Here is a 26,011-nt window from a genome sequence, read left to right as displayed (position 1 = left end):
CGTACTAAGTTAAGCGACAGCCCTATAACATATTAAAACTGCATATAAATAAATTGCGTAGATATACCTTTCTCGGAAAATAACAAAATAATTAGCAACACTAAGATATACACAGGCCAGCGGAGAAAAAAACGCTGCCTGGAAATGAGTGCAATAACATCTGTTTTAAGGGATGCAAAATCATAGAGTACCAACAAAATTATAGGAAGGCAATTATACATCAGTTGTGTAAAGGTAAGCCCCATCTGAAGCGCACAATCCTGGATATATACGGATAAGTGGGAAATCCCGGTAAACATATTCCGGATAACATAAATAGCATCCTGGATTGTTGATGCACGAAAGAAGATCCAGGCGAAGCAAACAAGCAAAAAAGTACAGGGAACCGTAATCAGGCTCAACAGTAAATGAAAATGTTTATTCCTCTGAAATAAACTTTTCTTGGAATTCCATGGAAATAATCCTTCTATTATTTGATAAAGACCATGAAGGCCGCCCCATAAAACATAATTCCAACTGGCTCCATGCCATAGACCACTGACAAGAAAAGTAATTAATATGTTTAAAGCATGGCGAATTTTACCTACCCGATTTCCTCCTAAAGGGATATAAATATAATCTTTTAACCAAGTGGAAAGGGAGATATGCCATCTTCCCCAAAAATCTTTAATGGAGGAAGCAAAATAGGGGGCTTTAAAATTCTGGGTTAAATTTATCCCGAGGAGTTTTGCGGAACCGAGGGCAATATCCGTATATCCTGAGAAATCACAGTAAAGCTGTATTGCAAAGAAAAAGGTGGCCAGAATAAGCGAAAAACCTGTATAAGAGGGTAAGTCATTATAAACTTGATTGACATATACAGATAGTCCATCGGCCAGTACCAGTTTCTTGAAATAGCCCCATGACATTTGTTTTATGCCATAGGATGCCTGTACATATTGAAAAGGGCGGCGTGCATGAAGCTGGGGTAAAAGCTTTTTGCCTTTTTCTATAGGTCCCTGCATTACCTTGGGGAAGAATGAAATATATACAGCAAAAATACCAAAGTCTTTTTCTGCATGGATTTCGCCTCGATATACGTCTACCAGATAACTGATAGTTTGAAAAATATAGAAGGATATCCCGATAGGCAGCGCTAATTTTAAAGTAATTGGCTGTATGGGAATTGCCATTTTTTCAAATAAGGCAGATATATTTTCAGCAAAAAAATTCAAGTATTTAAAGAAAAACAATAATCCGGTACATAAGAGTAAAGAGATAATTAATATAGTTTTTGAATACAACTTCCCGGTACGCTTAGAATCTATTAAAAGCGCTGCCACATATGAAACAATAGTGGTAAGAAGAATGATAGCTACATACTGCGGCCCCCAGCTGGCATAAAAATAATAGCTGGATATTAGAAGTATAATCCAGCGGAATTTTTGAGGGATAATCCAATAAATAATAAACACAATAGGAAGAAACAATGCGTAGCTAAAGGAATTAAATAACATAAAGGTCACCTTTCTGTTTGCCAAGTCTGTATGAATAAAGCTTTCAGATGATAAATAAGGCGACAAATAAGATAGTCTGCCTATATAATTGTACTATATTATACTACGGGTCTGGAAAAATATACAAGTATAAGTAAAATAATTTGTCGCAGGCCTAAAATAGTAGTAAATCCTATAAGAATAAAAAATGTTACGTAAAATAATGAGGTTGTTATGAAAAAATTCAAATGTACGCCTGTTCATTACATTTATTTGTTGTTTTCCGCAGGAATTCTGGCTTTACTTTTGTCTTTGATATTTTCAGGAGGAAGTTTTCTTGAAAATATTGTATTCGATTTCAGTTTGTTTATCGATTTTTTTGATCATATTAGAAGATTTTATTTGGGATTAAGCAGTGTATATGAGGAAGGAATGCATGCATGTTTCCCGCCGCTGGCTTATTGCATGTATTACCTGATTTCCCGAATTTTGTATAAGGATAATATCCGTAATCCGGAAGCGCTTAACATCAGTGGTTCGGGACTATTGGTACTTTGTATGTTAATGGCGGCGTTTGCGATGTTTTTTGTATTTGCCCTTTTTAGAATGTATCAAAGTAATAGGGAGATAGAAAAAAAGTGGCTGGCTGCGCTTTTTATGTGTTCTTACCCATTCTGGCTGGCGATAGAAAGAGGAAATATGTCGCTTCTCGTATTAATTCTGTTGATGTATGCTATGATACTTAAGGACTCTGATAAAAAATGGGAGAGAGAAACGGCGTTGCTGTTATTTGCTGCAGCTGCAGCATTAAAACTTTATCCGGCTGTATTTGGCCTGCTGTATCTGATAAGAAAAAGATATAAAGAAGCGGGCCGTCTGATCATTTATGGATTGGTCCTTTTCTTCCTGCCTTTTATATTTTTTGACGGATGGAGTGGATTTGAGATATTTCTCCATAATATCACGGCAGTAGGAAGTGGAACAACAGGGGTTACCATTGTTGGTATTTGCGGCAGAATCGCTGTAGTATTAGGCATGAGCCTGAAAGAAGGGCATGAAATAGGGCGGATTATTTCTTATTTTTATTTTATTACTGTACTTCTATATTGTTTTTATAAAAAAGAATCATGGAAGTCGATAACACTTCTGACAAGTTTGATGATAGTATTTGTAGCAGCGAGCGGCACTTATTGTCTGATTTATTGCGTAATTCCGTTTGTTTGTTTTATGAATGAGTTGATAGCAAAAAAAGAGTTTAAAAGAATGGATTATGTATATGCGACCATATTTGTTTTGATTTTTGCGGCTTATCCTATACAAAGACTGGGTTCTTCGGGGATTTTGTATATTGCCCTTTATTTACTGATAGCCATTCTGCTGGTTGAGCAGGCAATTCAAGTGGTAAAAAGCTTCTATTGGGCGATTAATAAACGATAAGGTAAAAAAATACGAATTTGTGGGGGAAGTATAAAATGGGTAACAAGATCCTAAAGAAAAAGAATATCCTTCTGCTATTGTTAGTAGAGATATTAATAATTTTATGGGCAGGGAGCAGTTGGGAACGGAATAAGCTGGATGTATGTTACAGCGGAGAAGATTTGGTGCATGAAGCTGGAATTTATTCCCTGGATCTTATGGGAGGAGGCTTATATATTGATAGCACATTTGGAATGGCAGAGAATTTTGCGTCCACTCCTGGCGTTGACTTAGCCAGAGGAACTTATCAGGTAGTTATAGAATATGAGGCGGAGGAAAATGGTCAGACTTATAGTGCCTCATCTGATAATCCGGGTTATTGGGTTGTAATGGGAAAGAAGAATGTAGCTCTTGATGCCGACAGGAATATAGAATCTTTCTCTATATGGATGAATCGGGAAACAAATGGTTATCGCATTAAAATAAACTATAATGGTTCTGGTTACTTATTGATTAAAAGTATACGTATCGTTCAGACGAACGCTTATTTTGGGATGCATATCCTGTTTGGCTTATTTGCGTTACTTTTGATAAATGTCTGGTACATTGCTAATAAGAAAAATTTTATTAAGGAATTAAGCCATAAAAATAAAATTGTTGCTGCCTCAATATTTTTATGTGCATTTATTGCTTCTGTTCCTTTGCTGTCCAGCTATTTGTTTTCGGGACATGATCTTCCTTTTCACCTTCTTAGAATTGAAGGAATTAAAGATGCCTTACGGTCGGGTCAATTTCCAGTCCGGATTCAGCCGGACTGGTTTCAGGGCTATGGGTATGCTTCATCGATCTTTTATGGAGACATATTTTTATATATTCCGGCAATTATCAGGCTCTTTGGGTTTCCGCTGCAGACTGCATATAAAATATATGTGGTATTTATAAATTTTGCAACCTGTATTATAACTTATTATTGTTTTAAAAGTATGCTGCGGAGCGAATATGCAGCACTTATTGGAAGTATGCTTTATGTGCTTTCCCCATACCGGTTAGGAAATATTTATATAAGGGGAGCGGTAGGGGAATATACGGCCATGGCTTTTTTTCCGCTTATTTTAGCAGGGTTATATCTGATTATGACTGATAGTGAAGCGAACAGGGAAATTAGGAAGGGAAGATTTTTCCTTGTTCTTGGTTTTTCAGGAGTACTGCAATGTCATATCATAAGCTGTGAAATGACTGGATTCTTTACTTTATTGGTGTGTATTCTTTGTATAAAAAGAGTCTATAAGAGGGGGAGATGGAAGGCTTTAGTGTCTGGGGCAGCCGCTGTTTTTGTACTGAATCTTTGGTTTTTAATCCCTTTTATATCTTATACTCTTCAGGGGAGATTTGGGATTGTAGAAGCAAATGGAACAGCACAAATTCAGACCTATAGTGCCTTTGCCTACCAGTTATTTGACTTTTTTCCAAATGCATATGGGAGCGCCTATAGTATCTATGAACGGATGCAGAACCCTACTCAAATGCCGTTGACCACCGGTTTTGTGCTAATTGGGACAATTTTTGTATTTATGGTATATGTGTGGAATTATAAAAAGGAAAATGTATCACAAATCAAGTTGGGAAAGCTATGTATTGCTTTGGCGTTTCTTGCACTGTGGATGTCTACTACCTGGTTTCCGTGGGACGCGTTGTCAAGGCTGGGGAAAATCCCCTCTCTGTTAATAGGAAACCTCCAGTATGGATGGCGTATGCTGAGTGTGGCTTCCATTTTATTGGCAGGTGCGGCGGGATGTCTGCTGAGTATTGTTGAAAAAAATGAGGAAAAGAATACAAAAAGGGGAATTTATGTACTGTATTGTATATTAGGAATTTTGTGCGGCGGATGGTTTTTAAGCAGTATTATGAATAATAGTACAGTAAACCTTTGCAGGGATCGTAGCGAACTTAATGAAGATGATGTTACAAGCCTGGAATATATTCCGAAAGGAACGGACAGAAATGGGTTTTCGGAAAGCCTTCCTATAGCAGGGGAGGGGATTGTCTGGGAGGATTATGAAAACAACCATGGAAGAGTCCGCATAACCTGTAGTAATGACAGGGAGGAGAATGGCTATATTACACTTCCTTTGTTAAATTACGAGGGCTATACGGCGGAAGCAACAGATAAGGGGGAAAAGTTAACAATTGAAAATGGGGATAATAACCGAATTAAAGTGATGCTCCCACCAGGCTTTAGAGGGGAAATAAAAGTGGGTTTTCATGAGCCGTTATTATGGAGATTGGGATGTATTATTTCATTGCTCGCAATATTTATGATTATAAAGGAAATGCGGCGGCAGTTTTACTCCAAAAGTTAAAAATATTTGCACCGGCATAACGTCGGTGCATTTTATCTTTCCATTTCTTTCGGGGAAGGAACAATGTCAGATTTCAGGGAGGGAATAACGTTAGATAATACAGGGAGGGAATAACGTTAGATAATATTGACAAATATAAAAATCAGATTATAATACATACAATGGAGGGGAAAACTTAATAAAACATTTTTCATTCACTGCTTGAACAGGAGGCAAAATTGAAAAAAGAAACTTCCCCTATACAAAACCTTATAAAAGTAAAACCAAATGCTTTCTCCATACTTTCACTCACCATTTCACTAGGTTTTTACCTATTTTTCGCCTTTTACGACGGTGCCGTTATCTGTGTGGATTCCCCCGGCTATATCACCATGCGCCTTTCCCGTGAACCCTTCTATCCGCTCCTTCTGGCCTTTTTCCGTAAGCTATTCTCCGAATTCCCCAACGATTTCTACTTAACAGCAGTAGCGTTTTTCCAGAGCATCCTTATGGCAATAGCCACATGGAGTCTTGTGGATTATATCCGAAAGGAACTGCGTCTGCCGAAAACAGTCGCATTTCTCACCCTGATGATGCCTCTCGCCGTATCCTTTTTATGTCGTTTTGCCGCCAAAAGGGAATCCATGTACTCCAATAGCATCCTGACGGAAGGGATAGCTATTGCCTTATATCTTTTATTTTTCCGCTATTTACTGGAATATTGCCTTCATCAAAGCAAAAAAAGCCTTCTTGTGAGCAGCATCCTGGTATTTATCATGATATCTACCAGAAAACAGATGTTTGTTACCCTTGCCCTGTTAATATTATGCATTTTTATAGTAAATATTGTCCGGAGGAAAACGTTCCGCGGAATCGTTATCCTGCTGTTATGTACTGCGGGTATCGTGGGCAGTGCCATATTGCTTGATATGGGATATAATTATGCACTTCGCGGCAATGCGGTAAGGCATACGAATGACAATCGTTTTATCACGACTATGGCGTTTTATACATCAGAAAGAAGCGATGCGTCTTATATTGCGGACGAAGAAGTCAGGGACATTTTTCTGAAGGTATATGATGTTTGTGACGAAAATGGATATCTGAAGCATAGTGCCGGAGAAGGCTGGTTTAACCGGGTAACTCATTTTGGGGATTATTATGATTGTATTCAGATTGATACCATGGGGCCGATTATAACGCAGTACGTACAGGATAATTACGAAGGCGGTGAGGTAGAGCAGGGGAAAAAAGTGGATGAGATTATGAGTACAATTAACCGGTCTGTTATGCCTCATAATGCTATGAATATTCTGGGTTCATTCTTCGATAATGTTCTTTCCGGACTTATCACCACAGTGGCTAAACGCAATATCCTTTTGAACTGGTACAGTTTCTTTATATACATCATTTATATTCTTCTGCTTGTATGGAATATACGAATACGGGGACATGAGAAAACGGCGGTACTGGCAGGTTTGACCCTTTTGGCAATTGCAGGGAATGTGACCCTGGTTTCCCTGGTGATTTTCTGTCAGACGCGATATACAATCTATAATATGGGATTGTTTTATATCTGTCTGGTTATCATGCTGTATAATGTAAGCAGGCATGAAGGGTGGCTTTGGCGTATTTCAAACAGGAAAAATAGATAAATTTACCGCTTTTTACGTTTTTTCTTGTAAAAATACGGACTTTGGGCTAAACTGATTAATGCATAACGATTGTAAAAATTCGTAACTGAGAGGGTATTGTACAGTTACCTTAAATGAAAACATCAAATCATGTATTTTATGGAGAGCCCATATGCTTTTTAATTCCTATATATTTCTGTTTTTATTTCTTCCATTATGTCTGGGGGGCTATTATCTGCTGGCCCGCTGCCAAAAAGCCAAGCCTGCCAAGTTGTACCTGACAGGCTTTTCCCTATGGTTTTATGGGTATTTTAATCCGAGTTATCTGTTGATTATGCTGTTCAGCATCCTGTTTAATTATGCCTTCTTCCGTCTGATTATTGCGGCACGTGGGGAAAAGCATGGCAGGATACCCGGAAGCAGCAGATTTTGGATGACGGTGGGGGTTCTCAGCAACCTGGGAGTGCTGTTTTATTTCAAATATTATGATTTCTTTATTGAAAATGTAAATGCTGTCGTTGATACTTCTTTCATGCTGAAAGGAATTTTGCTTCCGTTGGGCATCAGCTTTTTCACTTTTCAGCAGATTGGGTTCGTGGTTGATGCTTACCGGGGGGAGATAGAGGCGTGTTCTTTTCTGGATTATGCCTTATTTGTTTCTTTTTTCCCTCAGCTGATAGCGGGACCTATTGTAAATCACAGTGAAATGATCCCCCAGTTTGCGCAGATTGGCCGCCGTAAAATGGATTGGAATCAATTCACATCCGGTGTGTATCTGTTTACGTTGGGGATGGTAAAAAAGGTCCTTGTGGCAGATACCTTCGGAAAGGCGGTGAATTGGGGATATTCCAATGTGTCCGGGCTGACGGGGGTGGACAGTGCACTGCTGATTCTCTTTTATGTGCTGCAGCTGTATTTTGATTTCAGCGGCTACTGCAATATGGCAAGGGGACTGGGATGGCTCTTTGGTATTGAAATCCCTGTGAATTTTAATTCCCCGTATAAAGCGGTGGATATCGTGGATTTTTGGAAAAGATGGCATATCACACTGAGCCGTTTTTTTACCAGATATGTTTATATCCCGTTAGGCGGGAACCGTAAGGGCAGGGGGCGTATGTATGGCAATCTGTTTATGATTTATCTGCTCAGCGGTATCTGGCATGGAGCCGGTTGGACTTATGTGTTGTGGAGTGTGACGCAGGGGGTATTGTACATTCTGACCCGTATGTGGCAGATTCATCAGAAGGAAAAAAAAGTGGGAGCTGCAGCGGTCAGGGAAAGGAATCTTTTCGTCCGGAAAGCGGTTACAGTCGGCGGTACCTTTTTTACCTTTGTTTATTTCAGTCTTACCTGTGTGTTTTTCCGTTCGGAGACGGTCGGCCAGGCCCTGGAGATTTTCAGGCGGCTTTTTACCGGCGGGATAGCGGTGCCTGCGGTATCGATGACGGAAGGTTTTAATCTGGATGAGTTCTGGTATGTGATGAAGCTTTTGCATCTGGACAGGCTTCCATACAGCCAGATGTATCTGTGCGGCGTTATTACCCTGGTTACTCTTGTGGTGGTTTTTGCGGCGCCCAATGCGGATGAAGCGGCGGCCCGTTTTAAGCCCGGGGTATGGAATGCATTTGTTACTGCGGGGCTTTTCCTTTGGTGTGTATTGTCCCTTGCAGGAGTCAGCAGCTTTCTGTATTTTAACTTTTAGTGCGGCGTTTCGTGTAAATGCTACATAGATATGGTATTACGGGGTATAGGTGTGAAAGGAAGGTTACTGGGCACGGAGTGAACAGTAACGAAGGAACTTTCAAACGATTGATTGATGCAGTATTCCGGGTTTTGCCTGGGATATGCGGGAGTATGGGAATGAAATCTTGCAAAAAATGGCTGCTGCTGTTTGGCGGAATACTGTTGGCGGGCCTTGCGGCAATTGCTGCGCTGGTAATATATGTGGATCCTTTTTTCCAATATCATAAGCCTCTGTCTTTTTTCCCTTATAAGGTGGATAACCAGCTGAGCCAGAATCCGGGAATGGCCAGGCAGCTTGATTATGACAGTGTGCTGTTAGGTTCCTCCATGACGGCAAGCTTTGATACGGACTGGTTTACGGAAATCAGCGGACTGCATACGGTGAAGCTGAGCTATAACGGAGCTTTTCCCAGGGATGAGTCCAATATTATGGATATTATCTTTGAAACAAAGGGCGATTCGGTAAAAAAAATATTTATGGCGGTTGATCAGGGTGCTTTTTCGGCTGATACACAGGCAACGAAGTATCCGATACCGGAATATTTATATGATAAAAATCCTTTTAATAAGGTGCAGTATCTTTTTAATAAGGACGTTTTGCTGAATTATATTTTAAAACCTCTGGTGGATCCTACGGAAAAGACGGACTGGACACAGTTGTATAAGCCATGGTGGACGGATCAGTATTATACGAAAGCAAACGTGTTGATGTACTATGTTCCGGCGGAAGAAGCGGAACAGGAGATGGAGGCGGATGCGTTTGTAGACGGGATTCAGGCGAATCTGGAGGTGAATATCCTTCCCTTTGTGGAGGCCCATCCGGAAACGGAATTTATTTTCTGGTATCCCCCTTACAGTATTTTGTATTGGAATGATGTGATGCGGCAGAAAGAGCTGGATGCGGTCATCAGGGAACTGGAATATATGACGGAACAGCTGCTGGCCTATGATAATGTACGGGTTTTCTGTTTCCAGAATAACAGGGATATTGTGTGTAACCTGAATAATTATGCGGATTATACCCACTATCATGCAGATGTCTGCCGGTATATTGTGGAGAGTTTTGAAAACGGGGAGAATGAGCTTACTTTGGAAAATTATGAAGCGGTGCTTGCTGATTTGAGAGAGCTGGCTCTTACGTATGATTATGAGGCGATTTATGATAACTGGTATGATTGACAGTCAGTACGAGGAGAGGATGTAGGATGATAGCAAAAGTTCTGATTACCTTTGGGGTCCTGTTTGCGGCTCCTTTCTGTATGGGATTGCTTCCGGTAAGGTTTATGCCGGGGGAGGAACAGAAGAAGGATCCGCTTGCCGTTTATCTGGCAGGTTTTCTGCTTTCGCTGGCGGTGTTTCAAATCATAGCGGTGCCGGTGATTTTAATAATGCCATGGGGATTTCCGCAGATTGTAATCCTTTATTCCGCCGCCCTTGCGGTATTATCGGCTGTCGGCCTGATAGCCGGCAGAGGTGTGCTGAAACGGATGGTTGGTGCAGGTAAGGTGCTTTGGGATAAGAGAAGCCGGTTTTCGGTGGAAACCTTTATTTATTGGCTGATTGCGGGCGGTTTGATTGCATTTCAGGTTTATATGGCCTATACGCGGGCTTTTTTTGATGGGGATGATGCCTATTATGTGGCGCAGTCTGTGATTGCGGAGCAATCCAATGTACTGTACCGGATACTTCCTTACACGGGGCTGACGACGACGGTGGATGTACGTCATGCATTGGCGTCGCTTCCTGTCTGGGAAGCGTATCTGGCGAGAATCAGCGGAATTCATCCGGCTATCATTGCGCATTCGCTTCTTCCGTTGGTTATCATTCCGGTGACTTATCTTTTTTATTTTCAGATTGGGAAAAGGCTGCTGAAAAAAGACTGCAGAAAAATGGCGGTTTTTATGATATTTGTAAGCGTGCTGCAGATTTTTGGTAATACATCGATTTATACGAATGCCACGTTTTTCCTGATGCGTACGTGGCAGGGGAAATCTATGCTGTGCAACATGGTTCTTTTGGCGGTTCTGTGGTGCCTGCTTTCTCTTTGGGATAAGCGGAAGGAAGAGGGGGCGGAAAAACAGGCCGGCTGGTGGATGGTATTGTGTGCCGTAAATGTAGTGGCGGCGACGGCAACGACGATGGGAGCCTTTTTGACGGGGCTGTTGATTGCCGTGGTGGGGCTTGTGACGGCAGTACGGGACAGGCGGCCGCAGGTACTCCCGAAGCTGGCGGCCAGTTGTATTCCCTGTATCGTGTATCTGGCGGTTTATGTGGTATTAGAGCGTGTTTGAAAATTCATTCCCGCAATCTGCACGCCCCACTTTGCGTGGAATTTATCCCAAATTCAATCAACGTAGCCCGCTACGCCTCATGAATTTGGGACAAATTCCCCACAAATTGTGACGCACATCTTGCAGAAAGCAATTTTCGAACACGCTCTAGTCTGAAAGGATGAAGAAAAGTGAAAGAGATTCTCACTATTTTTATGGATTACAGCGGAGATGGGATTTACCCGTTTCTTTTCCTGATAGCCCTTATTTATCTTTTAGTGACGGAAAAGGATATGAAAATACGCAGGGTGCTTCTGGAATCGTCTGTGGTGATCACGGTTCTGTTTTTCTTCCCGTTATTTAAGATGGTAATGGACAAGGTGGAGGAGGCGGGGACTTATTACCGGATCCTGTGGCTGCTGCCTATGACTGTAGTAATAGCTTATGCCGGGGTGAAGGTGATAGGGCGGCATACCCGGATCGGTATGGCGGCCGTGGTGATCGTGCTTGTGCTGGGCGGGGAATATTTATATAAAAATATTAACATTACGCAGGCGGAGAACCGGTATCATCTTCCTCAGTATATTATCACAATATGTGATCGGATCGGCCCGGAAGAGGGCGAAGAAAGGGTATGGGCAATCTTTCCGCCGGAATCGGTGCATTATGTGAGGCAGTATACGTCTGAGATCCAGATGCCGTATGGGCGGGAGATGCTGGTGGCAAGCTGGGAACATGTGGAGCACCCTATTTATGCATTGATGAAGGCCGATATTATAAGAATTGATTTGCTTGCCGAATTGGCCGATGATTATAAATGCCAGTATATCATACTGAATAAGGCAAAACAGACAGAGGGAGATCCGGGGGCATGCGGATTGGAGAAAATAGCTGAGGTCGGCGGATATGATGTGTACAGGAACAGCAGTGTGGAACTGAATGCATCTCCATAAACGAAAATCAGATTTGTACGATGCAAAAGAAAAAAGGTAACTGTGAAGGGACTGAACAGTTACCGATTTAGAAGGAAGGCTGCAAATGTTAAAAAGATTCCATAGAAAAGAATATATCTGCCTAATCGCAGTTTTGTTCGTTTTTTTACTCATGTCACTGTATAAATTGACGGAAGCACCGTTATGGTATGACGAAATCGTGGAATTTTATTATTCGAAGTACCTGACCGGCCCGATTCAGGGTGTGAGTGTTTATAATAGTTTATATGAGAGGCTGCAGTTTAACAGCTTTCAGCCGCCCTTATATAATCTTATTATGTATGTCTGGCTTTTGTTCGGGGAGTCGGAATGGTGGTTCCGTTTCAGCGGCGTGGTCTTTGGATTTATAGGAATGCTTGGCCTTTATGCCTGTATGAAAATGATTACCAATTGGAAAACAGCAGTTCTTGCAGTTTTTGTCAGCTCTTTTATCTATGAATTGATGTATTATGTAAAAGAAGCGGCAGAGTATAATTTTATGCTGATGCTGTTATATTGGCTCCTGTATTTCTATTTCCGGACATTCAGGGATTTAACACTTAAAAATGTGGGGCTGTTTACCGGCATTTCGGTGTTGCTGCTTTATACACAATATGGGGCGGTTTTGGCTATCCTGCCGTTGGCTGTTTGCCTGTTCATCAAAGCCTTCCGGCAGAAAAATAAACAGCTCTACGGAAAAATTGCTTTGATTTATGTGGTAACAGGAGCTGTGGCAGGTCTGCCTTTGTTTTTTTTCCTGTTCCGGATTCAGCTTCAATGGAATCAAAGCGTCAATTATTATACGGTAGCCTTTGAAAAGAACAATGTGATATATGATTTCTTTATGATGCTGCTGACAACGGCCCAGTGGCTGTTTACGGAGTCAAAAACACGTTTTACTGTCATATTTGCCGTGGCCTTACTGCTTTGTGTTATATTTGCGGTTCTTTGTATGATTAAAAGAAAAAAGCAGGAGTTTACATATTTCCTTTTTAGCTGTGCCGCCGGCTGGATCATTTATTATATAATCGTCCGTTCGGGCCTGTACGCATATGGTGACTTCGGTAACCGGTACAGCTTGTATTTGCTGCCGGTATGGTTCGTAGCTGTATTTTATGTAGTATACGAAGCTCTTCAGCTGATTGCCTCCTGGGAAATTCCTTATAAAAAGGCGGCTTTGATTGCGGCAAGATGCCTTCTGCTTTTAACAGCGGCGGGATATTGTGTATATGGCTTCTATAGGATTGATCTTCATTGGGCAAAAAGCAATACAAGAAGTGTGGTTGATTTATGGTATGAGGAAAAAGGATATGATATGCCCACCTATGTAATATTCGGGGAAGCGCCGAGCTTTACGTATTATCTTACTCATGATGACCGTTTTAAGCAGGAATATATGGATAATATCACTTTTGAATATGAAAATAAAGAAACGAAATTAAATGCAGAGGAGTACTGGGATTACTTTGCGGATAAATACCAGGGGCAGCCTCCCAAAGAGTTTTATTTGTCTATTGGGCATGATAATTCATTGACGGAAAGCTTAGAACAGAATGGTTATACGTTGGAAACGGAATATGTAACGAATACCATATTATATCATGTATATCAATGATATTGGCTTATTATAAAAGGCTTTGACCAGCCTGATTTGACTGGCCAAAGCCTTTTCTTTATTCTTTGCCTACATTAAAAATTTCCCGTGCAAACCGATCAGCCACCCGTTCCCGTCCCTGTTTATTCAGATGATACCCGTCGGTCAGACATGTTTCCGCATCGTCCTCATTCACCGTACCATAGTAGTGATCCAGAACACTGACGCCGTTTCCCATCGCCACATCGATTTCATGAAGAACATAATCGGGAAGCACGCCGTTCCCGAAATCTTCCGTATCCCCGTTTATCAGCTTGCCGTCACTGTCTTCAAACTGTCCGAAGGCAGGTGTCATAACCACCAGCCGGATATAAGGATAGGTCTGCTGTATCTGCTGCAGGGAGGCGTTCAGGGCTCCGTCCCAGGTCAGCAGATTGATGTCATTGTTTTCGTCCATAACAGGCCGCTTATCCTTATAGTCGTTCAGATCATACATGATTACGATCATATCCACCTTGGAGAAATCCACGCTTTTTAATGTTTCCAGGGCTTCCTCATACGTCTTGTCTTTTTCGGAAAGCAGGCCGGCCGCGTGCTCCATGAGATCGTAGCTGTTCCCGCAGAGGGAGGCGGTTACCAGATACAGGCTCAGGGCATCCAGAGGATAGCTGTCGGAATATTCGGTATTTTTCATGGATAGATAGGTGTCGGGAAATGCACAGTTATAAACGGTTGCCTCACATTTTTCCGCGATCCTTTCGGCCAGCCCGTCTTTTCCCCGTTCGTCGGAGAAGGGGTTGTTGCCCAATGCGACAATGGTGGTAACGCCATCGTCTTCTCTGCCCGCGAGAAGCTCGGGATCCAACGGCTGGATATAATCCAGGGCTTCGGTATCAAACTCGGAAGAAATATTGTTGGGGTCGTAGCCTGAGTCCTTGCCGATATTCCAGATAATCAGCTTTGCTGCGGCCACGATAACCATTACGATAAGGACGGCCGCAATAATATAGTGAATGTATTGCTCCGGTCCGGCTTTCCTGCGTCTGCCTGATTTGCGGCGGGATGCGCTGTGCCCGGCACCCGGTTTATGGGGGGCGGTACGTTTGCGGGATGGCTTCTGCGTTCCGGTATTGCCGCCCGTGCGGGAAGGCGTTATATCATCATCCTCCAGGGGCAGAAATTCTTCCTGTCCGTCAGGCTGTCCGATTTTGTTTTTGTCAGTCATAGTCTACCTCCTTACCGTCCTATAGTACCATTATGGGCGGAGTGTGTCTATCTTATAAGAAATTTTTAATAAATTCCGGGTGTGTCGGCATATGCAAAGCTCAGCAAACCTGTTATAATCACACAGGAACAAGGAATTCATCAGACAGAGGAACAACAGATATGAAAAAGAAAATAACGGTGAAAGATATTTTGCTTCTGCAGGCCGTAATAGCGATCTATACGCTTTCCACGGTTATGGCAAAAATGGCAGGAGGCCAGCCGCTTTTCTCGGCCGGTTTTTTTGGATTTTATGGAGCGGAACTTCTGATCCTCGGGGTTTATGCCCTTCTTTGGCAGCAGATGATTAAGAAGTTCGAGCTGTCCGTTGCTTATACAAACCGGGCTATGGCGTTGCTATGGTCTTTGCTATGGGCAGTGATTATTTTTAAAGACAATATAACCATAAAGAATGTGATCGGTGTTGCCCTGGTTATTGCAGGGACGCTCATTGTAAACGGCGGACATAAAGAGGAGGGGGTAACCCATGAAGAGTAGTATGTATTACCTTTTGCTTTTTGCCGGCGTCCTTGCGGCATCCTTTTCCCAGGTGCTTTTGAAAAAGGCGGCCGGAAAGCAGCATAAATCCTTTCTCAGGGAATATCTGAATCCCTGGGTAATCGGCGGATATATGCTGCTTTTAGGATCCACGGTATTGAATATCAGCGGTTTGAGAGGGCTGTCTTTTATGAATGGGCCTGTGATGGAATCCTTTGGTTATGTGCTTGTCCTGTTCCTGAGCCGCTTTTTCTTCGGAGAGAAAATTACGATACGGAAACTTGCAGGCGTGGGCTGTATTCTGGCAGGCGTGCTTGTTTATTATCTGTAGAAGCTAAGGAAGGTGCAGGCGCAGCGGTTCCTGCATTGTCCCCGGCGGCCGGCAGGTTCTTGAACCATTTGCTGTACCGGTGCATCCGGTATTCTACAGAAAGCTCCTTCAGACCTTTTTCGTCCGCGCATTTTTCCTTCAGCAGGCCGCGTTCGGTTTTGCTCAGATTCACGTATTTCATATAAGAAATACCAAGTTCCGTCAATTTTCCGCTGCAGGCCGGACAGTACACCTTGTGTCCATTCAGGATATGGATACGACGGCAATATTTACAATAATGGATATACATCATGACGAATCACTCCTTTTCTTCTTTCTTGGCAACGGTCCAGCTTGTCTGAACCGTTACCTTTCTATCTCATTCTGTCATATTCTGCCAAATCACGCAACGTAAAGCGTTCGACAAAAAAGGGCGGTTTCTGCAGACCTGCGCACGGTTTTGGCAGTTATGATGCGGAAGGCTGCTGCGGAATTTGGCCGGAATATGGGAAAATTAAGAGAATATTAAGGAAGTAATTGCTGGAAATAGAGGGCGTAAGGTTGAAGGCCGGTGAAGGGATGTGGTATACTGTTCCTGCGGGAAAATGCCTGCTATATGGCTGGTTTGGAAGAGGTTTTCCGCTATTTTGGGTTGCTGAGGTAAGAAAAAGATTGCGGTGATTTCTGGTGCATCTGAAAGAAATCATGGCAAAGAAAGTAATGGAGAATTCATATGTCTAACCATTCAAATGATGAAAAAAGAAATGATATGCAGGATAAAACAGGAAAAAGATTGTCGAATCCAAACGACGAATTGACAGGGAAAAGAACGGCGCGTGTATCCCCGGAGGAGCTGCTGCCTGAAAAGATAGAAAAGGTTACGGAAAGCTTGTTGTCTCAGTGGGAAATCAGCGAAGATGATTTTGAGGATACCCAGGATCTGACGGAAACAGCAGCTCATCTTTCCGGTTATGAGACGCCGCCTCTGCGGAGGGAAGAAGGGCGGGGAACAGATAAAGCTCCGGCTGCACGGACAGGTTCCATGGAAGAAAGAAGGACGGCGGCTGAAAGAAAAGAGAGCCGGCCTGCTGACACTGGGAGAACAGTAAGCGCGTCCAGAACAGCAGGAGCCGCCAGAACGGCAGGTGTTAACAAAACAGCAAGTGCCGGAGGTAACGGATCCGGAAGAGAGGAAAGGCAAAAGGCATCGGGATCTCAAAGCAGTGAGACGCGCCGGAGTTCACCGGATAAAGGCGGCACGCACAGTGCATCATCAAACAGAACCCCCTCTGACCGGAGAAACACGGAACGGGTGTCTGCGGAGCGCAGGGCGGATTCAGGCAGCCATAAATCGGATGCCGTAAGAAGCCGTCAGGAGAACGGCGGGAAAGAGAAAGCACAACGCAGCGTAAAAGGCGATCCCCGGCAGGAGGAAAGAGCGCCCAGACATGTTTCTTCCGAGCGTTCCCGGAATACATCCAGAGCGCAGGTGGCGGATCGGGAAGATCATCGCCGCAAGGAAGCTGCCAGGATAAGAGAGGAAGAGTCAGGAAGAAAAGCGGCAGATACGGGTAGAAAAAAGGCGGATCCGGGAAGGAAAGCGGCAGAACGCCGGCAGCAGCCGTCCGGAGGAAGAAGCGACAGCCGTTTGGGATATGATGAGGAACGTTTCGGCAATTCCGGCCGCGGATCGGGTTCCGGGAAATCATCTTCCCGCAGAAAGCAGGCTAATCCGGTGGTGGAATTCTGGAACAGCCTGCATACCATGGATAAGGTCGTTGGATTTACCGGAATCTTTGTCTGCCTTTTTGCTGTTGTTACGTTTTCCGTCCTTGCCAATGCCAAATCCACGGATAAGCAGGTAGAGGCTTTTGCCGCTGTAGGGCAGAATCTTTCCCAAATAAATGTGGCGGATGACAGTATCTTTCTGGCTGTTGCGGATGCGCATAGGGCAAAGCAGGAGGCCGCGGATATAACCGATACGGGTGAATCGGAAGAATACAATGAAAAAGATGATAATTCTGACGTTCAGGTTGGCCTGAATATGACTTCCGTGGAAAAAGACCTTAAAATCAAATTTGTAAACAGAAAGACGGGAAAGCTGGTCCCCCGTGTTGATTTCCAGGTGGAAATTAAGGGGCCTGACAAGACCTACACGAAGAATGATGATGATCAGGACGGGATTATTTACCTTACAGGTATCACTCCCGGGAAATATACGGTAAAAATAACCGGACCCGAGAATCAGGAGGGGTACAGCATTCCTTCGGATGCCCAGGAGGTTACGGTTAAGGATCATATAGAATATAAGAAAATTGATGTCACGGATGAAGTAAAGAAAGAGTCCGAAGTCAATGCGGCTAAAGAAGACACGCAGGTAAAGACCCAGACAGAATCTGTCTTACAGGATACTGTGGAATGGGTGGAATCCACAAAAACGCCCGTGGGCGGTTCCGGTAATGACGGGGCATATGTGGAAGTGAAAAAGGCGGACGTGCCGGAGCCTTCGGCATCAGCGAGTCTGGTATTTGATAAATTCCTTGGGGTAAAATCACAAAAACCGTGGATAATGTTTGAATCGGTACAGCCCCGTACAGGGACGGGAGATGGCGATGCGGCTGATTCAAAGACGAATACAGATCCGTCAACGGAACCGTCAAAAGAACCATTACCCGACCCTACAGCGCCTCCTGAATCCGAAAATGTAGCAGTGACAGGAGTGAGTATTCCACAAGGCAGTATTTCTGGCAAAGTGGGAGAAGAAAAGAATCTTTCTGCGAATGTAAGTCCTGATAATGCCAGTAATAAAAAGGTAAGCTGGACTTCCAGCAATGATAGCGTCGCCACCGTAAGCGGCGGAACGGTGCGGCTTGTGGGAACTGGGACAGCTACCATTACAGTTACTACAGAAGATGGTAATTTCAGCGATACGGCTTCCGTTACCGTAGAAGCAAAAGATGTTCCTGTAGAAAACGTATCCATCAGCGGAGATGCCAGCGTTACAGTGGGCAGCAGCATTACTTTGTCCGCGAACGTTTCCCCGGATGGTGCCAAATATGACAGTATAAAATGGTCCTCATCCAACGGAGGCATTGCAACGGTTGACGGCGGTAAGGTTACCGGAGTGAAAGCTGGAACCGTAACAATTACGGCAGAAGCCGGCGGAAAATCAGGGATAAAGGAAATAACGGTAAAGGATGCGGAGGTGGTGCTGAACAGTATCGCTATTAAGGGAGAAAACAGCGGTAAAAAAGGTACGACAGTCCAGCTGACCATTTCCCCTAATCCTTCCAACGCAGATGCTTCCGTCACCTGGAAATCCTCCAACGAAGGAGTTGCGACGGTTGATGCCAATGGTAAGGTTACTTGTAAATCGGCCGGTGACACAACAATCACAGCAACATCGAAAAAGGATCCGGGAAAAACGGCAACTCTTGGCTTTAAAGTCACCGAGGATGTCCAGAAAAAATTTGAATTAAAAGAGGTAAGCGTAACTGCGGGACAATTTAAAAATCTGGAAGACTATTGCACAATACAGGGCAGCTCCAGCCGTTCTTTCAGTATTGAGAATACCAAATATGCTACAGTCGACGGAAACGGCAGGATAAAGGCAATCCGTTCGGGGGAAACCAAAATATCAGTGACTGTTAAATTTCAGGATGGAAGTACCCAGACGCAGACCAAAAAGCTGACCGTAACAGCCGCGGAGGTCAAAGAAGTAAAGCTTGATAAAACAAAAGTAACCATGAAGGTAGGGGATACCTTAAAGCTTAACCCTACCATCAATACTACCGGTTATACCGGCTGCCTATGGTATACCTCCGACAAAACAATCGTATCCTTAGAGGAACATGGCAATGGTACCATCAAAGCCCTGAAACCCGGCAAGGTAACGATTACTGCCAAAAGCTCTGAAAACACCTCCAAAACCGCCACCTGCGAGGTAACCGTCACCGGTGAAGACCCCAGAAACGACACCAAGACCCCGCTCAAAGACAAAAGCGGCAAGCCGCTCTTCGTGAAAACCGCAGACGGCAAATACGTGGCGGCAGTGGTGGCCGACTACTATAAATACGATGTATTCTACCGAGAAAATGAAAACGTGGAGTACAAATATACCGGCTGGCAGACCATTGACGGAAAACGCTATTATTTTGACAAAAACGGCAACAAGGTAACCGGCGACCAGATAATCCAGGGTGTGAAATATTCCTTCGGAAGTGACGGGGCGCTCAGCTCCGGCTCCGGCGTTCTGGGCATCGATGTGTCCAAACACAATGGAAACATCAACTGGACCGAGGTGAAAAATTCCGGTGTATCCTATGTTATCATACGATGCGGCTACCGGGGGTCCTCCACCGGCGCCCTCATTGAGGATCCCAAGTTCAAAGCCAATGTCCAGGGCGCGACGGCGGCGGGCCTTAAGGTGGGAATTTACTTCTTCACCCAGGCGGTGAACCAGATAGAGGCTGTGGAAGAGGCTTCCATGACGGTTTCGCTGATCAAAAACTATAAGATTTCCTATCCGGTATTCCTGGATGTGGAAGCCAGCGGCGGCCGGGCCGACGGGCTGGACGCGGGGACGAGGACACAGATTGTCAATGCCTATTGCCAGACTATCCAGAACAGCGGCTATACGGCAGGGGTTTATGCCAACAAATCCTGGCTGAACTCCAAGCTGAATGTAGGCTCCCTGGGAAGCTACAAGATATGGCTGGCCCAATATGCGGCTGCGCCCACCTACAACGGCAGATACGATATGTGGCAGTATTCTTCTACCGGAAAAATCGGAGGAATCAGTGGAAATACCGATCTGAACATCAGTTATCTGGGTTATTAATCTTTCGTTTTTGGCTGCAGAAAAGCCCTGTCCGCCATCAGCCGGCCCTTTGCCCCCAGCCCTTGGCCCCTTCCCGGCGGGCGGCCTGTGCCTGGCATATCAGGTCCTGATTCAACTGCAAAAAAGGGATATTTCTATCAGTTCCGCCTTTCCTGCCTGCCGTCAACGCGGCTGAACTCCTCCCGTTGGTCGTCAAACAACGCCGCTAAGAACAGACGGCAGGCAGGAAAGGCGGAACCGTAAGAAATATCACCTTTTTTTCAGATTCATCAGGACCTGATATGCCAGGCACAGGCCGCCCGCCGGGAAGGGGCCAAGGGCTGGGGGCAAAGGGCCGGCTGATGGCGGACAGGGTTTCGATGCAGCTGAAAGCAAAACTTTGTTATAGGTTTTATTTGGTAAAAGGCGACTTTTGTGGTATACTAATTAAAATTGTACGGTTCGGGTTTGTCTGAATTGTTGCGATAAAGGAGAAAACGATGATGAGAACGTATTTGGTGACAGGCGGCGCAGGTTTTATCGGTTCCAATTATATTCATTATATGTTCCGTAAATACGGAGAGGAAATCCGTATTATCAATGTGGATACCCTTACCTATGCCGGTAATCTGGAAAACCTGAAGGAAGTGGAAGGCAGAGAGAATTATACCTTTGTTAAGGCGAATATCTGCGATAAGGAAGCGATAGAGAAGATTTTTACGGAAAACGACATAGACCGGGTGGTGCATTTTGCGGCAGAAAGCCATGTGGACAGAAGCATACGCAACCCGGAAATTTTTGTGCAGACAAATGTGCTGGGTACGGCGGTGATGCTCAATTGTGCCAAAGCGGCCTGGGAAAATCCCGACGGAACCTTCCGGGAAGATAAGAAGTTTTTACATGTTTCCACAGATGAGGTTTACGGTTCTCTGGAGGAGGAAGGGGAATATTTCTATGAGACGACCCCTTATGCGCCCCACAGCCCTTATTCCGCCAGCAAAGCGGGATCGGACATGCTGGTGAAGGCTTATATGGACACCTACCATTTTCCGGCGAACATCACCAACTGTTCCAACAATTACGGCCCTTACCAGTTTCCGGAAAAGCTCATTCCCCTGATCATCAACAATGCCCTTCACGGAAAGAAGCTGCCCGTATACGGCGACGGCAAAAATGTGCGTGACTGGCTGTACGTGGAGGATCACGCCAAAGCTATCGACATGGTACAGGAAAAGGGCAGGCTTTTTGAAACCTATAATGTGGGCGGACATAACGAGAAACAGAATATTCAGATTATTGAAATTATTATAGAAACGCTGCAGGAGATGCTTGCAGACGATGACCCGAGAAAAGCGCTGGTGTCCAAAGATCTGATCACCTATGTGGAGGACAGAAAAGGGCATGACCGCAGATATGCCATCGCTCCTGACAAAATCAAGGCGGAAATCGGCTGGGAGCCGGAGACGATGTTTGTGGAAGGCATTAAGAAAACCATAGCCTGGTATTTTGAGCATGAGGACTGGATGAAGAATGTGACCAGCGGGGATTACCAGAAATATTACAACGAGATGTACAAGTAACCGTCCGGCGTTACATGATGGAGGATTTTGTATGAAAGGAATTATACTTGCAGGAGGAAGCGGGACAAGGCTGTATCCGCTGACAAAGGCGATTTCCAAACAGATTATGCCGGTATATGATAAGCCTATGATCTACTATCCGCTGTCTACGCTGATGCTGGCGGATATCCGGGAAATACTTATTATTTCCACACCCAGGGATCTTCCTGTTTTCCAGGAGCTTTTCGGAAACGGGGAACAGCTGGGGCTGTCTCTTAGCTATGCGGTGCAGGATGCACCCAGGGGACTTGCGGATGCATTTATAGTGGGTGCGGATTTTATAGGAAACGACAGTGTGGCTCTGGTGCTGGGGGACAATATTTTCTACGGGCAGAGCTTTTCGAGAGTGCTGCGCACCGTGGCCGCCCGGGATAAGGGGGCTACAATTTTCGGTTATTATGTGCGGGATCCCAGGGAATACGGTGTGGTGGAGTTTGATGAAAACGGTAAAGCGCTTTCTATTGAAGAAAAGCCGGAAAAGCCCAGAAGCAATTATGCGGTGCCGGGGCTGTATTTCTACGATAATGACGTAGTGGAAATTGCCGGGAATGTAAAACCCTCCGCAAGAGGGGAAATCGAAATTACGGCGGTAAATAATGAATATCTGCGCAGGGGGACGCTCCGGGTGGAAACGCTGGGCAGAGGGTTTGCCTGGCTGGATACGGGAAGCCATGATTCCCTGCTGGATGCGGCGGATTTTGTATCGGCGTTCCAGAAAAGACAGGGGCTGTATATATCCTGTATTGAAGAGATTGCCTTCAAGAGAGGCTTTATTTCCAGAGAGCAGCTTCTGAAGCTGGCGGAGCCGCTGATGAAGACGGACTACGGGAAATATATGGTTGAGGTTGCGAACGGGCTGTAAGCCTGCCGGCACATAAAAAGCGGGCAAAAAACAAGAAAAGTCCCAGTTCAGACAGGTCTGGACTGGGACCGGAAAAATGGAATAGAGGATTTGTGGAAATGGGAAAAATTACGGTTGAAACATGTGAAATAGAAGGGCTGAAGGTCATAACCCCTACGGTATTTACCGACGAACGCGGATATTTTATCGAGACCTATAATTATAACGATTATAAAGAAGCAGGAATTGATGAGATTTTTGTCCAGGATAACCAGTCCTCCTCTTCAAAGGGCGTGCTCCGGGGGCTTCATTTTCAGATTAATTATCCCCAGGGTAAGCTCGTCCGCGCCCTGAAGGGGGAAGTATTTGATGTTGCGGTAGATTTGAGGGAAGGTTCCCCTACTTTTGGAAAGTGGTATGGAGTGCTTCTTACCGAAGAAAATAAAAAACAGTTTTTTGTCCCTAAAAATTTTGCGCACGGCTTCCTTGTGCTTTCAGATTATGCGGAGTTCGCTTATAAATGTACGGATTTCTATCATCCTAACGATGAAGGCGGGCTTGCCTGGAACGATCCGGATATCGGGGTGGAATGGCCGATCCCTAAGGGCATGCAGCTGATTCAGTCCGAAAAGGACACCAAATGGGGCGGAATCAAAGAGTTTAAGCGGCCATGACCCTGATAGGAAGATAGAATAGAAATGAAAAACAAGAAGAAAAAACAAATTCCTGTTATTGGACAGGGAATCAGTAAAAGAGCAGGAATTACTATATTCACCCTCGTAATGTTAATCATGGGGGTGATTATTGTGTGTTACCACAACCCACTGGCGAATCAGACGGATGAACTGGTGAAAAAAATCATTGCCTGTACCTTGATAGCGGCGGCTGTAATCGCATTTATAAAATTGTATGACAAGATTACGCTGCTGCCTTTTGAATTGTATCAGAACAGGCGGCTCATATGGCGTCTGGCCAAAAATGATTTTAAGAGAAGATATGCGGGATCGTATATGGGCGCCTTATGGGCGATGGTGCAGCCGGTGGTAACGGTGGTGATGTACTATATTGTATTTCAGGTCATTATGCCCCAGAAGGCGCAGCTTGTGGGTGACGGGATAGAGGTTCCCTATCTGGTGTTCCTTACCGCAGGCCTTGTCCCCTGGTTCTATTTTTCCGAAGCGTTGGTGAACGGTATGATGGCGCTGCTGGAATACGAATATCTGGTTAAAAAAGTGGTATTTAAAATAAGCATACTTCCTATTATAAAAATTATTGCAGCCACGTTTATTCATGGCTTTTTTGTGCTCGTGCTGCTGATCATTGCCTGGTGTTATGGGTTTACGCCAAGCCTGTATACACTGCAGATTTTTTATTACAGCTTCTGTATGTTCGTGCTTGTGCTGGCTATCAGCTATACGACCTGTTCCGTTGTTATCTATTTCCGTGATCTGCAGCAGATAGTAAGCATTGCACTGCAGATCGGTATGTGGGCGACTCCCGTGCTCTGGTATCTGGGAGGCTTCAGCAAGAAGGCGCAGATGCTTGTTAAGATCAATCCTCTTGTCTACATCGTGGAGGGATACCGCAGTGCGATTTATGAAAAACAGTGGTTTTGGGAGGATTTTTATTCTACCATGTATTTCTGGATTATCACTGTCAGCCTTTTCTGTATCGGGGCTTTGGTATATAAACGGCTGAAAGTACATTTTGCGGATATTATGTAGTGCGTATGACATGTGCCCCGGAGGAAAACAGACTATGGAAGAAAAACAGCTGGCCATCCATGTGGAGGGCCTGGATAAAATATATAAACTCTTTGACCATAACCGGGACCGGCTTGTGGATTCTCTGGGCCTGACCAGAAAGAAGAAATACCGGGAGCATTTTGCCCTTAAGGGTGTGAATCTGGATATTTACCAGGGAGAATGTGTGGGCATTATCGGGACAAACGGTTCCGGAAAATCAACGATTCTGAAGATCATAACCGGTGTATTGAATGAGACAAACGGCACCGTGCAGGTGAACGGCAGGATTTCCGCTCTTCTGGAGCTGGGCGCCGGCTTTAACATGGAATATAACGGCATAGAAAATGTGTATCTGAATGGTACCATGATTGGTTTCTCGGAAAAAGAAATTGATGAAAAGCTTCAGGATATCCTGGATTTTGCGGATATCGGAGAATATGTATACCAGCCCGTCAAAACGTATTCCAGCGGTATGTTTGTAAGGCTGGCTTTTGCTGTAGCCATCAATATTGATCCGGAAATCCTCATTGTGGATGAAGCGCTTTCGGTGGGGGACGTGTTTTTCCAGGCGAAATGCTATCATAAATTCGAGGAATTTAAGAAACAGGGAAAAACAATTCTGTTTGTGAGTCATGATTTGAGCGCAATCAGCAAATACTGTGACAGAGCGGTGCTTTTAAACCAGGGCGTGAAACTGGGAGAAGGCAGTCCCAAGGAAATGATCGATACCTATAAACGGGTGCTGGTAGGACAATATGAAATGCCGGAAACGGACGGCAGGGGCGGGCTGCTTCAGGATGAGGACATCCGTAACGCGGCGGCTGCCAAAGCAGGCGAAAAAGCGGAAAAAAAGGAACCGGCAAAAGAGGCAGGGGGATTACCTTCCCAGGCGGCAAATTCCCAGGGCGTGAATCCCCAGGCGCTGGAGTACGGGACCAAAGAAGCGGAAATCACAGGATACTATGTGACGGACGGGAACGGGATTCAGACGACCACGATTCTGAAAGGGGAGGTTTTCACCCTGCATATGAAGGTGCGCATCCATGAGGATGTGGCGGCCCCTATTTTTGCCTTGTCCGTCAAAAATATCAAGGGTGTGGAAATAACCGGAACCAACACGATGGTGGAACGGGCGTTTCTGGAAGGGGTAAAGGCCGGGGAGGAGCTGGAGATCACGTTCACCCAGAAGGTGCGGCTTCAGGGAGGGGATTATCTTCTGTCCCTGGGAGTGACCGGCTATAAAGGCGATTCTTTTACCGTCTACCACCGGCTGTATGATATCATCAATCTGACCATTATCTCCGACAGGGATACGGTGGGTTACTTCGATATGGAATCGGATGTAAAGGTGAAACATGCGGCCAAACAGGTACATGGAGCGTAACTATGTTACTGGTCACGGAGTGAACAGTAACGTAACTATTCAGTCAGGCCTGCGCACTTGCTGCGCCGGCCGTAGGAAAGTGATTCAGGA

Annotated in this window: 19 protein-coding genes and 1 pseudogene; 17 read left to right on the top strand and 3 right to left on the bottom strand. The window is 44.7% G+C overall.

Annotated features, from left to right (window positions below; all coding sequences use genetic code 11):
• Positions 1-32: 32 nt before the first annotated feature.
• Complete coding sequence (locus tag DXA36_RS04050) at positions 33-1,496, bottom strand: MBOAT family O-acyltransferase (RefSeq protein ID WP_118676584.1); 1,464 nt, start codon at positions 1,494-1,496, stop codon at positions 33-35.
• Between the two features lie 213 nt (positions 1,497-1,709).
• Here DXA36_RS04050 and DXA36_RS04045 point away from each other — a divergent pair, with 213 nt between their 5' ends.
• From DXA36_RS04045 to DXA36_RS04020, 6 genes are all read left to right on the top strand, one after another.
• The gene (locus DXA36_RS04045) at positions 1,710-2,912 is read left to right on the top strand and encodes a glycosyltransferase 87 family protein (RefSeq protein WP_118676582.1); all 1,203 of its coding nucleotides are present in this window, start codon (positions 1,710-1,712) and stop codon (positions 2,910-2,912) included.
• A 35-nt stretch (positions 2,913-2,947) separates the two neighbouring features.
• Positions 2,948-5,251 (top strand): hypothetical protein, encoded by a 2,304-nt coding sequence (locus DXA36_RS04040; protein WP_118676580.1) that lies wholly within the window; start codon positions 2,948-2,950, stop codon positions 5,249-5,251.
• A gap of 218 nt (positions 5,252-5,469) precedes the next feature.
• Positions 5,470-6,885 (top strand): hypothetical protein, encoded by a 1,416-nt coding sequence (locus DXA36_RS04035; RefSeq protein WP_118676578.1) that lies wholly within the window; start codon positions 5,470-5,472, stop codon positions 6,883-6,885.
• Positions 6,886-7,036: 151 nt separating this feature from the next.
• Positions 7,037-8,566 carry an MBOAT family O-acyltransferase gene (locus tag DXA36_RS04030; protein WP_118676576.1) on the top strand — a complete coding sequence of 510 codons (1,530 nt, stop codon included), beginning with the start codon at positions 7,037-7,039 and terminating at the stop codon, positions 8,564-8,566.
• Between the two features lie 158 nt (positions 8,567-8,724).
• Positions 8,725-9,786: a hypothetical protein gene (locus tag DXA36_RS04025; RefSeq protein WP_118677103.1), complete on the top strand. Its 1,062-nt coding sequence runs from the start codon at positions 8,725-8,727 to the stop codon at positions 9,784-9,786.
• A 26-nt stretch (positions 9,787-9,812) separates the two neighbouring features.
• Positions 9,813-10,898 carry a DUF6077 domain-containing protein gene (locus DXA36_RS04020; protein WP_118676574.1) on the top strand — a complete coding sequence of 362 codons (1,086 nt, stop codon included), beginning with the start codon at positions 9,813-9,815 and terminating at the stop codon, positions 10,896-10,898.
• On the opposite strand, the gene DXA36_RS34185 is transcribed toward DXA36_RS04020, so the two are convergent.
• On the bottom strand, positions 10,874-10,951 hold the full coding sequence (locus DXA36_RS34185; protein ID WP_334295093.1) for a DUF6783 domain-containing protein: 78 nt from the start codon (positions 10,949-10,951) through the stop codon (positions 10,874-10,876). The genes DXA36_RS04020 and DXA36_RS34185 overlap by 25 nt on opposite strands.
• On the opposite strand from DXA36_RS34185, the pseudogene DXA36_RS34180 reads away from it, so the two are divergent.
• The 3 genes and pseudogenes from DXA36_RS34180 to DXA36_RS04010 all read left to right on the top strand — a co-directional run bounded on the left by DXA36_RS34180 (position 10,934) and on the right by DXA36_RS04010 (position 13,463).
• Positions 10,934-11,062: pseudogene (locus tag DXA36_RS34180) on the top strand (DUF6783 domain-containing protein). The gene DXA36_RS34185 and the pseudogene DXA36_RS34180 sit on opposite strands and share 18 nt — an antisense overlap.
• Before the next feature lie 6 nt (positions 11,063-11,068).
• Entirely contained in the window at positions 11,069-11,830 is a 762-nt protein-coding gene (locus tag DXA36_RS04015) for a hypothetical protein (protein ID WP_118676572.1), read from the top strand.
• 85 nt (positions 11,831-11,915) lie between these two features.
• The gene (locus DXA36_RS04010) at positions 11,916-13,463 is read left to right on the top strand and encodes a glycosyltransferase family 39 protein (RefSeq protein ID WP_118676570.1); all 1,548 of its coding nucleotides are present in this window, start codon (positions 11,916-11,918) and stop codon (positions 13,461-13,463) included.
• A gap of 58 nt (positions 13,464-13,521) precedes the next feature.
• Here the strand turns inward: DXA36_RS04010 and DXA36_RS04005 are convergent, their stop codons facing one another.
• The gene (locus tag DXA36_RS04005; RefSeq protein WP_118676568.1) at positions 13,522-14,667 is read right to left on the bottom strand and encodes an SGNH/GDSL hydrolase family protein; all 1,146 of its coding nucleotides are present in this window, start codon (positions 14,665-14,667) and stop codon (positions 13,522-13,524) included.
• A 161-nt stretch (positions 14,668-14,828) separates the two neighbouring features.
• On the opposite strand from DXA36_RS04005, the gene DXA36_RS04000 reads away from it, so the two are divergent.
• From DXA36_RS04000 to DXA36_RS03960, 8 genes are all read left to right on the top strand, one after another.
• Entirely contained in the window at positions 14,829-15,203 is a 375-nt protein-coding gene (locus tag DXA36_RS04000) for an EamA family transporter (protein WP_118676566.1), read from the top strand.
• The gene (locus tag DXA36_RS03995; RefSeq protein ID WP_118676564.1) at positions 15,193-15,534 is read left to right on the top strand and encodes an EamA family transporter; all 342 of its coding nucleotides are present in this window, start codon (positions 15,193-15,195) and stop codon (positions 15,532-15,534) included. The genes DXA36_RS04000 and DXA36_RS03995 overlap by 11 nt, the downstream gene beginning before the upstream one ends.
• Positions 15,535-16,246: 712 nt before the next feature.
• Positions 16,247-20,353, top strand: a complete 4,107-nt coding sequence (locus tag DXA36_RS03985) for an Ig-like domain-containing protein (protein WP_118676560.1) — start codon at positions 16,247-16,249, stop codon at positions 20,351-20,353.
• A gap of 482 nt (positions 20,354-20,835) precedes the next feature.
• Positions 20,836-21,912, top strand: a complete 1,077-nt coding sequence (gene rfbB, locus DXA36_RS03980) for a dTDP-glucose 4,6-dehydratase (RefSeq protein ID WP_118677101.1) — start codon at positions 20,836-20,838, stop codon at positions 21,910-21,912.
• Positions 21,913-21,943: 31 nt separating this feature from the next.
• Entirely contained in the window at positions 21,944-22,813 is an 870-nt protein-coding gene (gene rfbA, locus DXA36_RS03975; RefSeq protein WP_118676558.1) for a glucose-1-phosphate thymidylyltransferase RfbA, read from the top strand.
• 98 nt (positions 22,814-22,911) lie between these two features.
• Positions 22,912-23,466 carry a dTDP-4-dehydrorhamnose 3,5-epimerase gene (gene rfbC / locus DXA36_RS03970; protein WP_118676556.1) on the top strand — a complete coding sequence of 185 codons (555 nt, stop codon included), beginning with the start codon at positions 22,912-22,914 and terminating at the stop codon, positions 23,464-23,466.
• Positions 23,467-23,490: 24 nt separating this feature from the next.
• Positions 23,491-24,516 carry an ABC transporter permease gene (locus DXA36_RS03965; RefSeq protein WP_118676554.1) on the top strand — a complete coding sequence of 342 codons (1,026 nt, stop codon included), beginning with the start codon at positions 23,491-23,493 and terminating at the stop codon, positions 24,514-24,516.
• Positions 24,517-24,550: 34 nt separating this feature from the next.
• A complete protein-coding gene (locus tag DXA36_RS03960; RefSeq protein WP_118676552.1) occupies positions 24,551-25,921 on the top strand; it encodes an ABC transporter ATP-binding protein in 1,371 nt (456 codons plus the stop codon).
• Positions 25,922-26,011: the final 90 nt, after the last annotated feature.

The sequence above is a fragment of the Eisenbergiella sp. OF01-20 genome, assembly GCF_003478085.1.
In the GTDB taxonomy this organism is placed as follows: Bacteria; Bacillota; Clostridia; order Lachnospirales; family Lachnospiraceae; genus Eisenbergiella.
Note: the sequence above shows the minus strand (reverse complement) of the source record. Positions and strands in the feature narration are given on the sequence as shown.

What these genes read in the sequence shown, in the direction of transcription:
- DXA36_RS04050 (WP_118676584.1), bottom strand. Translation starts at nt 1,496, where the DNA reads ATGTTATTTAATTCCTTTAGCTACGCATTGTTTCTTCCTATTGTGTTT.
- DXA36_RS04045 (WP_118676582.1), top strand. Translation starts at nt 1,710, where the DNA reads ATGAAAAAATTCAAATGTACGCCTGTTCATTACATTTATTTGTTGTTT.
- DXA36_RS04040 (WP_118676580.1), top strand. Translation starts at nt 2,948, where the DNA reads ATGGGTAACAAGATCCTAAAGAAAAAGAATATCCTTCTGCTATTGTTA.
- DXA36_RS04030 (WP_118676576.1), top strand. Translation starts at nt 7,037, where the DNA reads ATGCTTTTTAATTCCTATATATTTCTGTTTTTATTTCTTCCATTATGT.
- DXA36_RS04025 (WP_118677103.1), top strand. Translation starts at nt 8,725, where the DNA reads ATGAAATCTTGCAAAAAATGGCTGCTGCTGTTTGGCGGAATACTGTTG.
- DXA36_RS04020 (WP_118676574.1), top strand. Translation starts at nt 9,813, where the DNA reads ATGATAGCAAAAGTTCTGATTACCTTTGGGGTCCTGTTTGCGGCTCCT.
- DXA36_RS04010 (WP_118676570.1), top strand. Translation starts at nt 11,916, where the DNA reads ATGTTAAAAAGATTCCATAGAAAAGAATATATCTGCCTAATCGCAGTT.
- DXA36_RS04005 (WP_118676568.1), bottom strand. Translation starts at nt 14,667, where the DNA reads ATGACTGACAAAAACAAAATCGGACAGCCTGACGGACAGGAAGAATTT.
- DXA36_RS04000 (WP_118676566.1), top strand. Translation starts at nt 14,829, where the DNA reads ATGAAAAAGAAAATAACGGTGAAAGATATTTTGCTTCTGCAGGCCGTA.
- DXA36_RS03995 (WP_118676564.1), top strand. Translation starts at nt 15,193, where the DNA reads ATGAAGAGTAGTATGTATTACCTTTTGCTTTTTGCCGGCGTCCTTGCG.
- DXA36_RS03985 (WP_118676560.1), top strand. Translation starts at nt 16,247, where the DNA reads ATGTCTAACCATTCAAATGATGAAAAAAGAAATGATATGCAGGATAAA.
- rfbB (WP_118677101.1), top strand. Translation starts at nt 20,836, where the DNA reads ATGAGAACGTATTTGGTGACAGGCGGCGCAGGTTTTATCGGTTCCAAT.
- rfbA (WP_118676558.1), top strand. Translation starts at nt 21,944, where the DNA reads ATGAAAGGAATTATACTTGCAGGAGGAAGCGGGACAAGGCTGTATCCG.
- rfbC (WP_118676556.1), top strand. Translation starts at nt 22,912, where the DNA reads ATGGGAAAAATTACGGTTGAAACATGTGAAATAGAAGGGCTGAAGGTC.
- DXA36_RS03965 (WP_118676554.1), top strand. Translation starts at nt 23,491, where the DNA reads ATGAAAAACAAGAAGAAAAAACAAATTCCTGTTATTGGACAGGGAATC.
- DXA36_RS03960 (WP_118676552.1), top strand. Translation starts at nt 24,551, where the DNA reads ATGGAAGAAAAACAGCTGGCCATCCATGTGGAGGGCCTGGATAAAATA.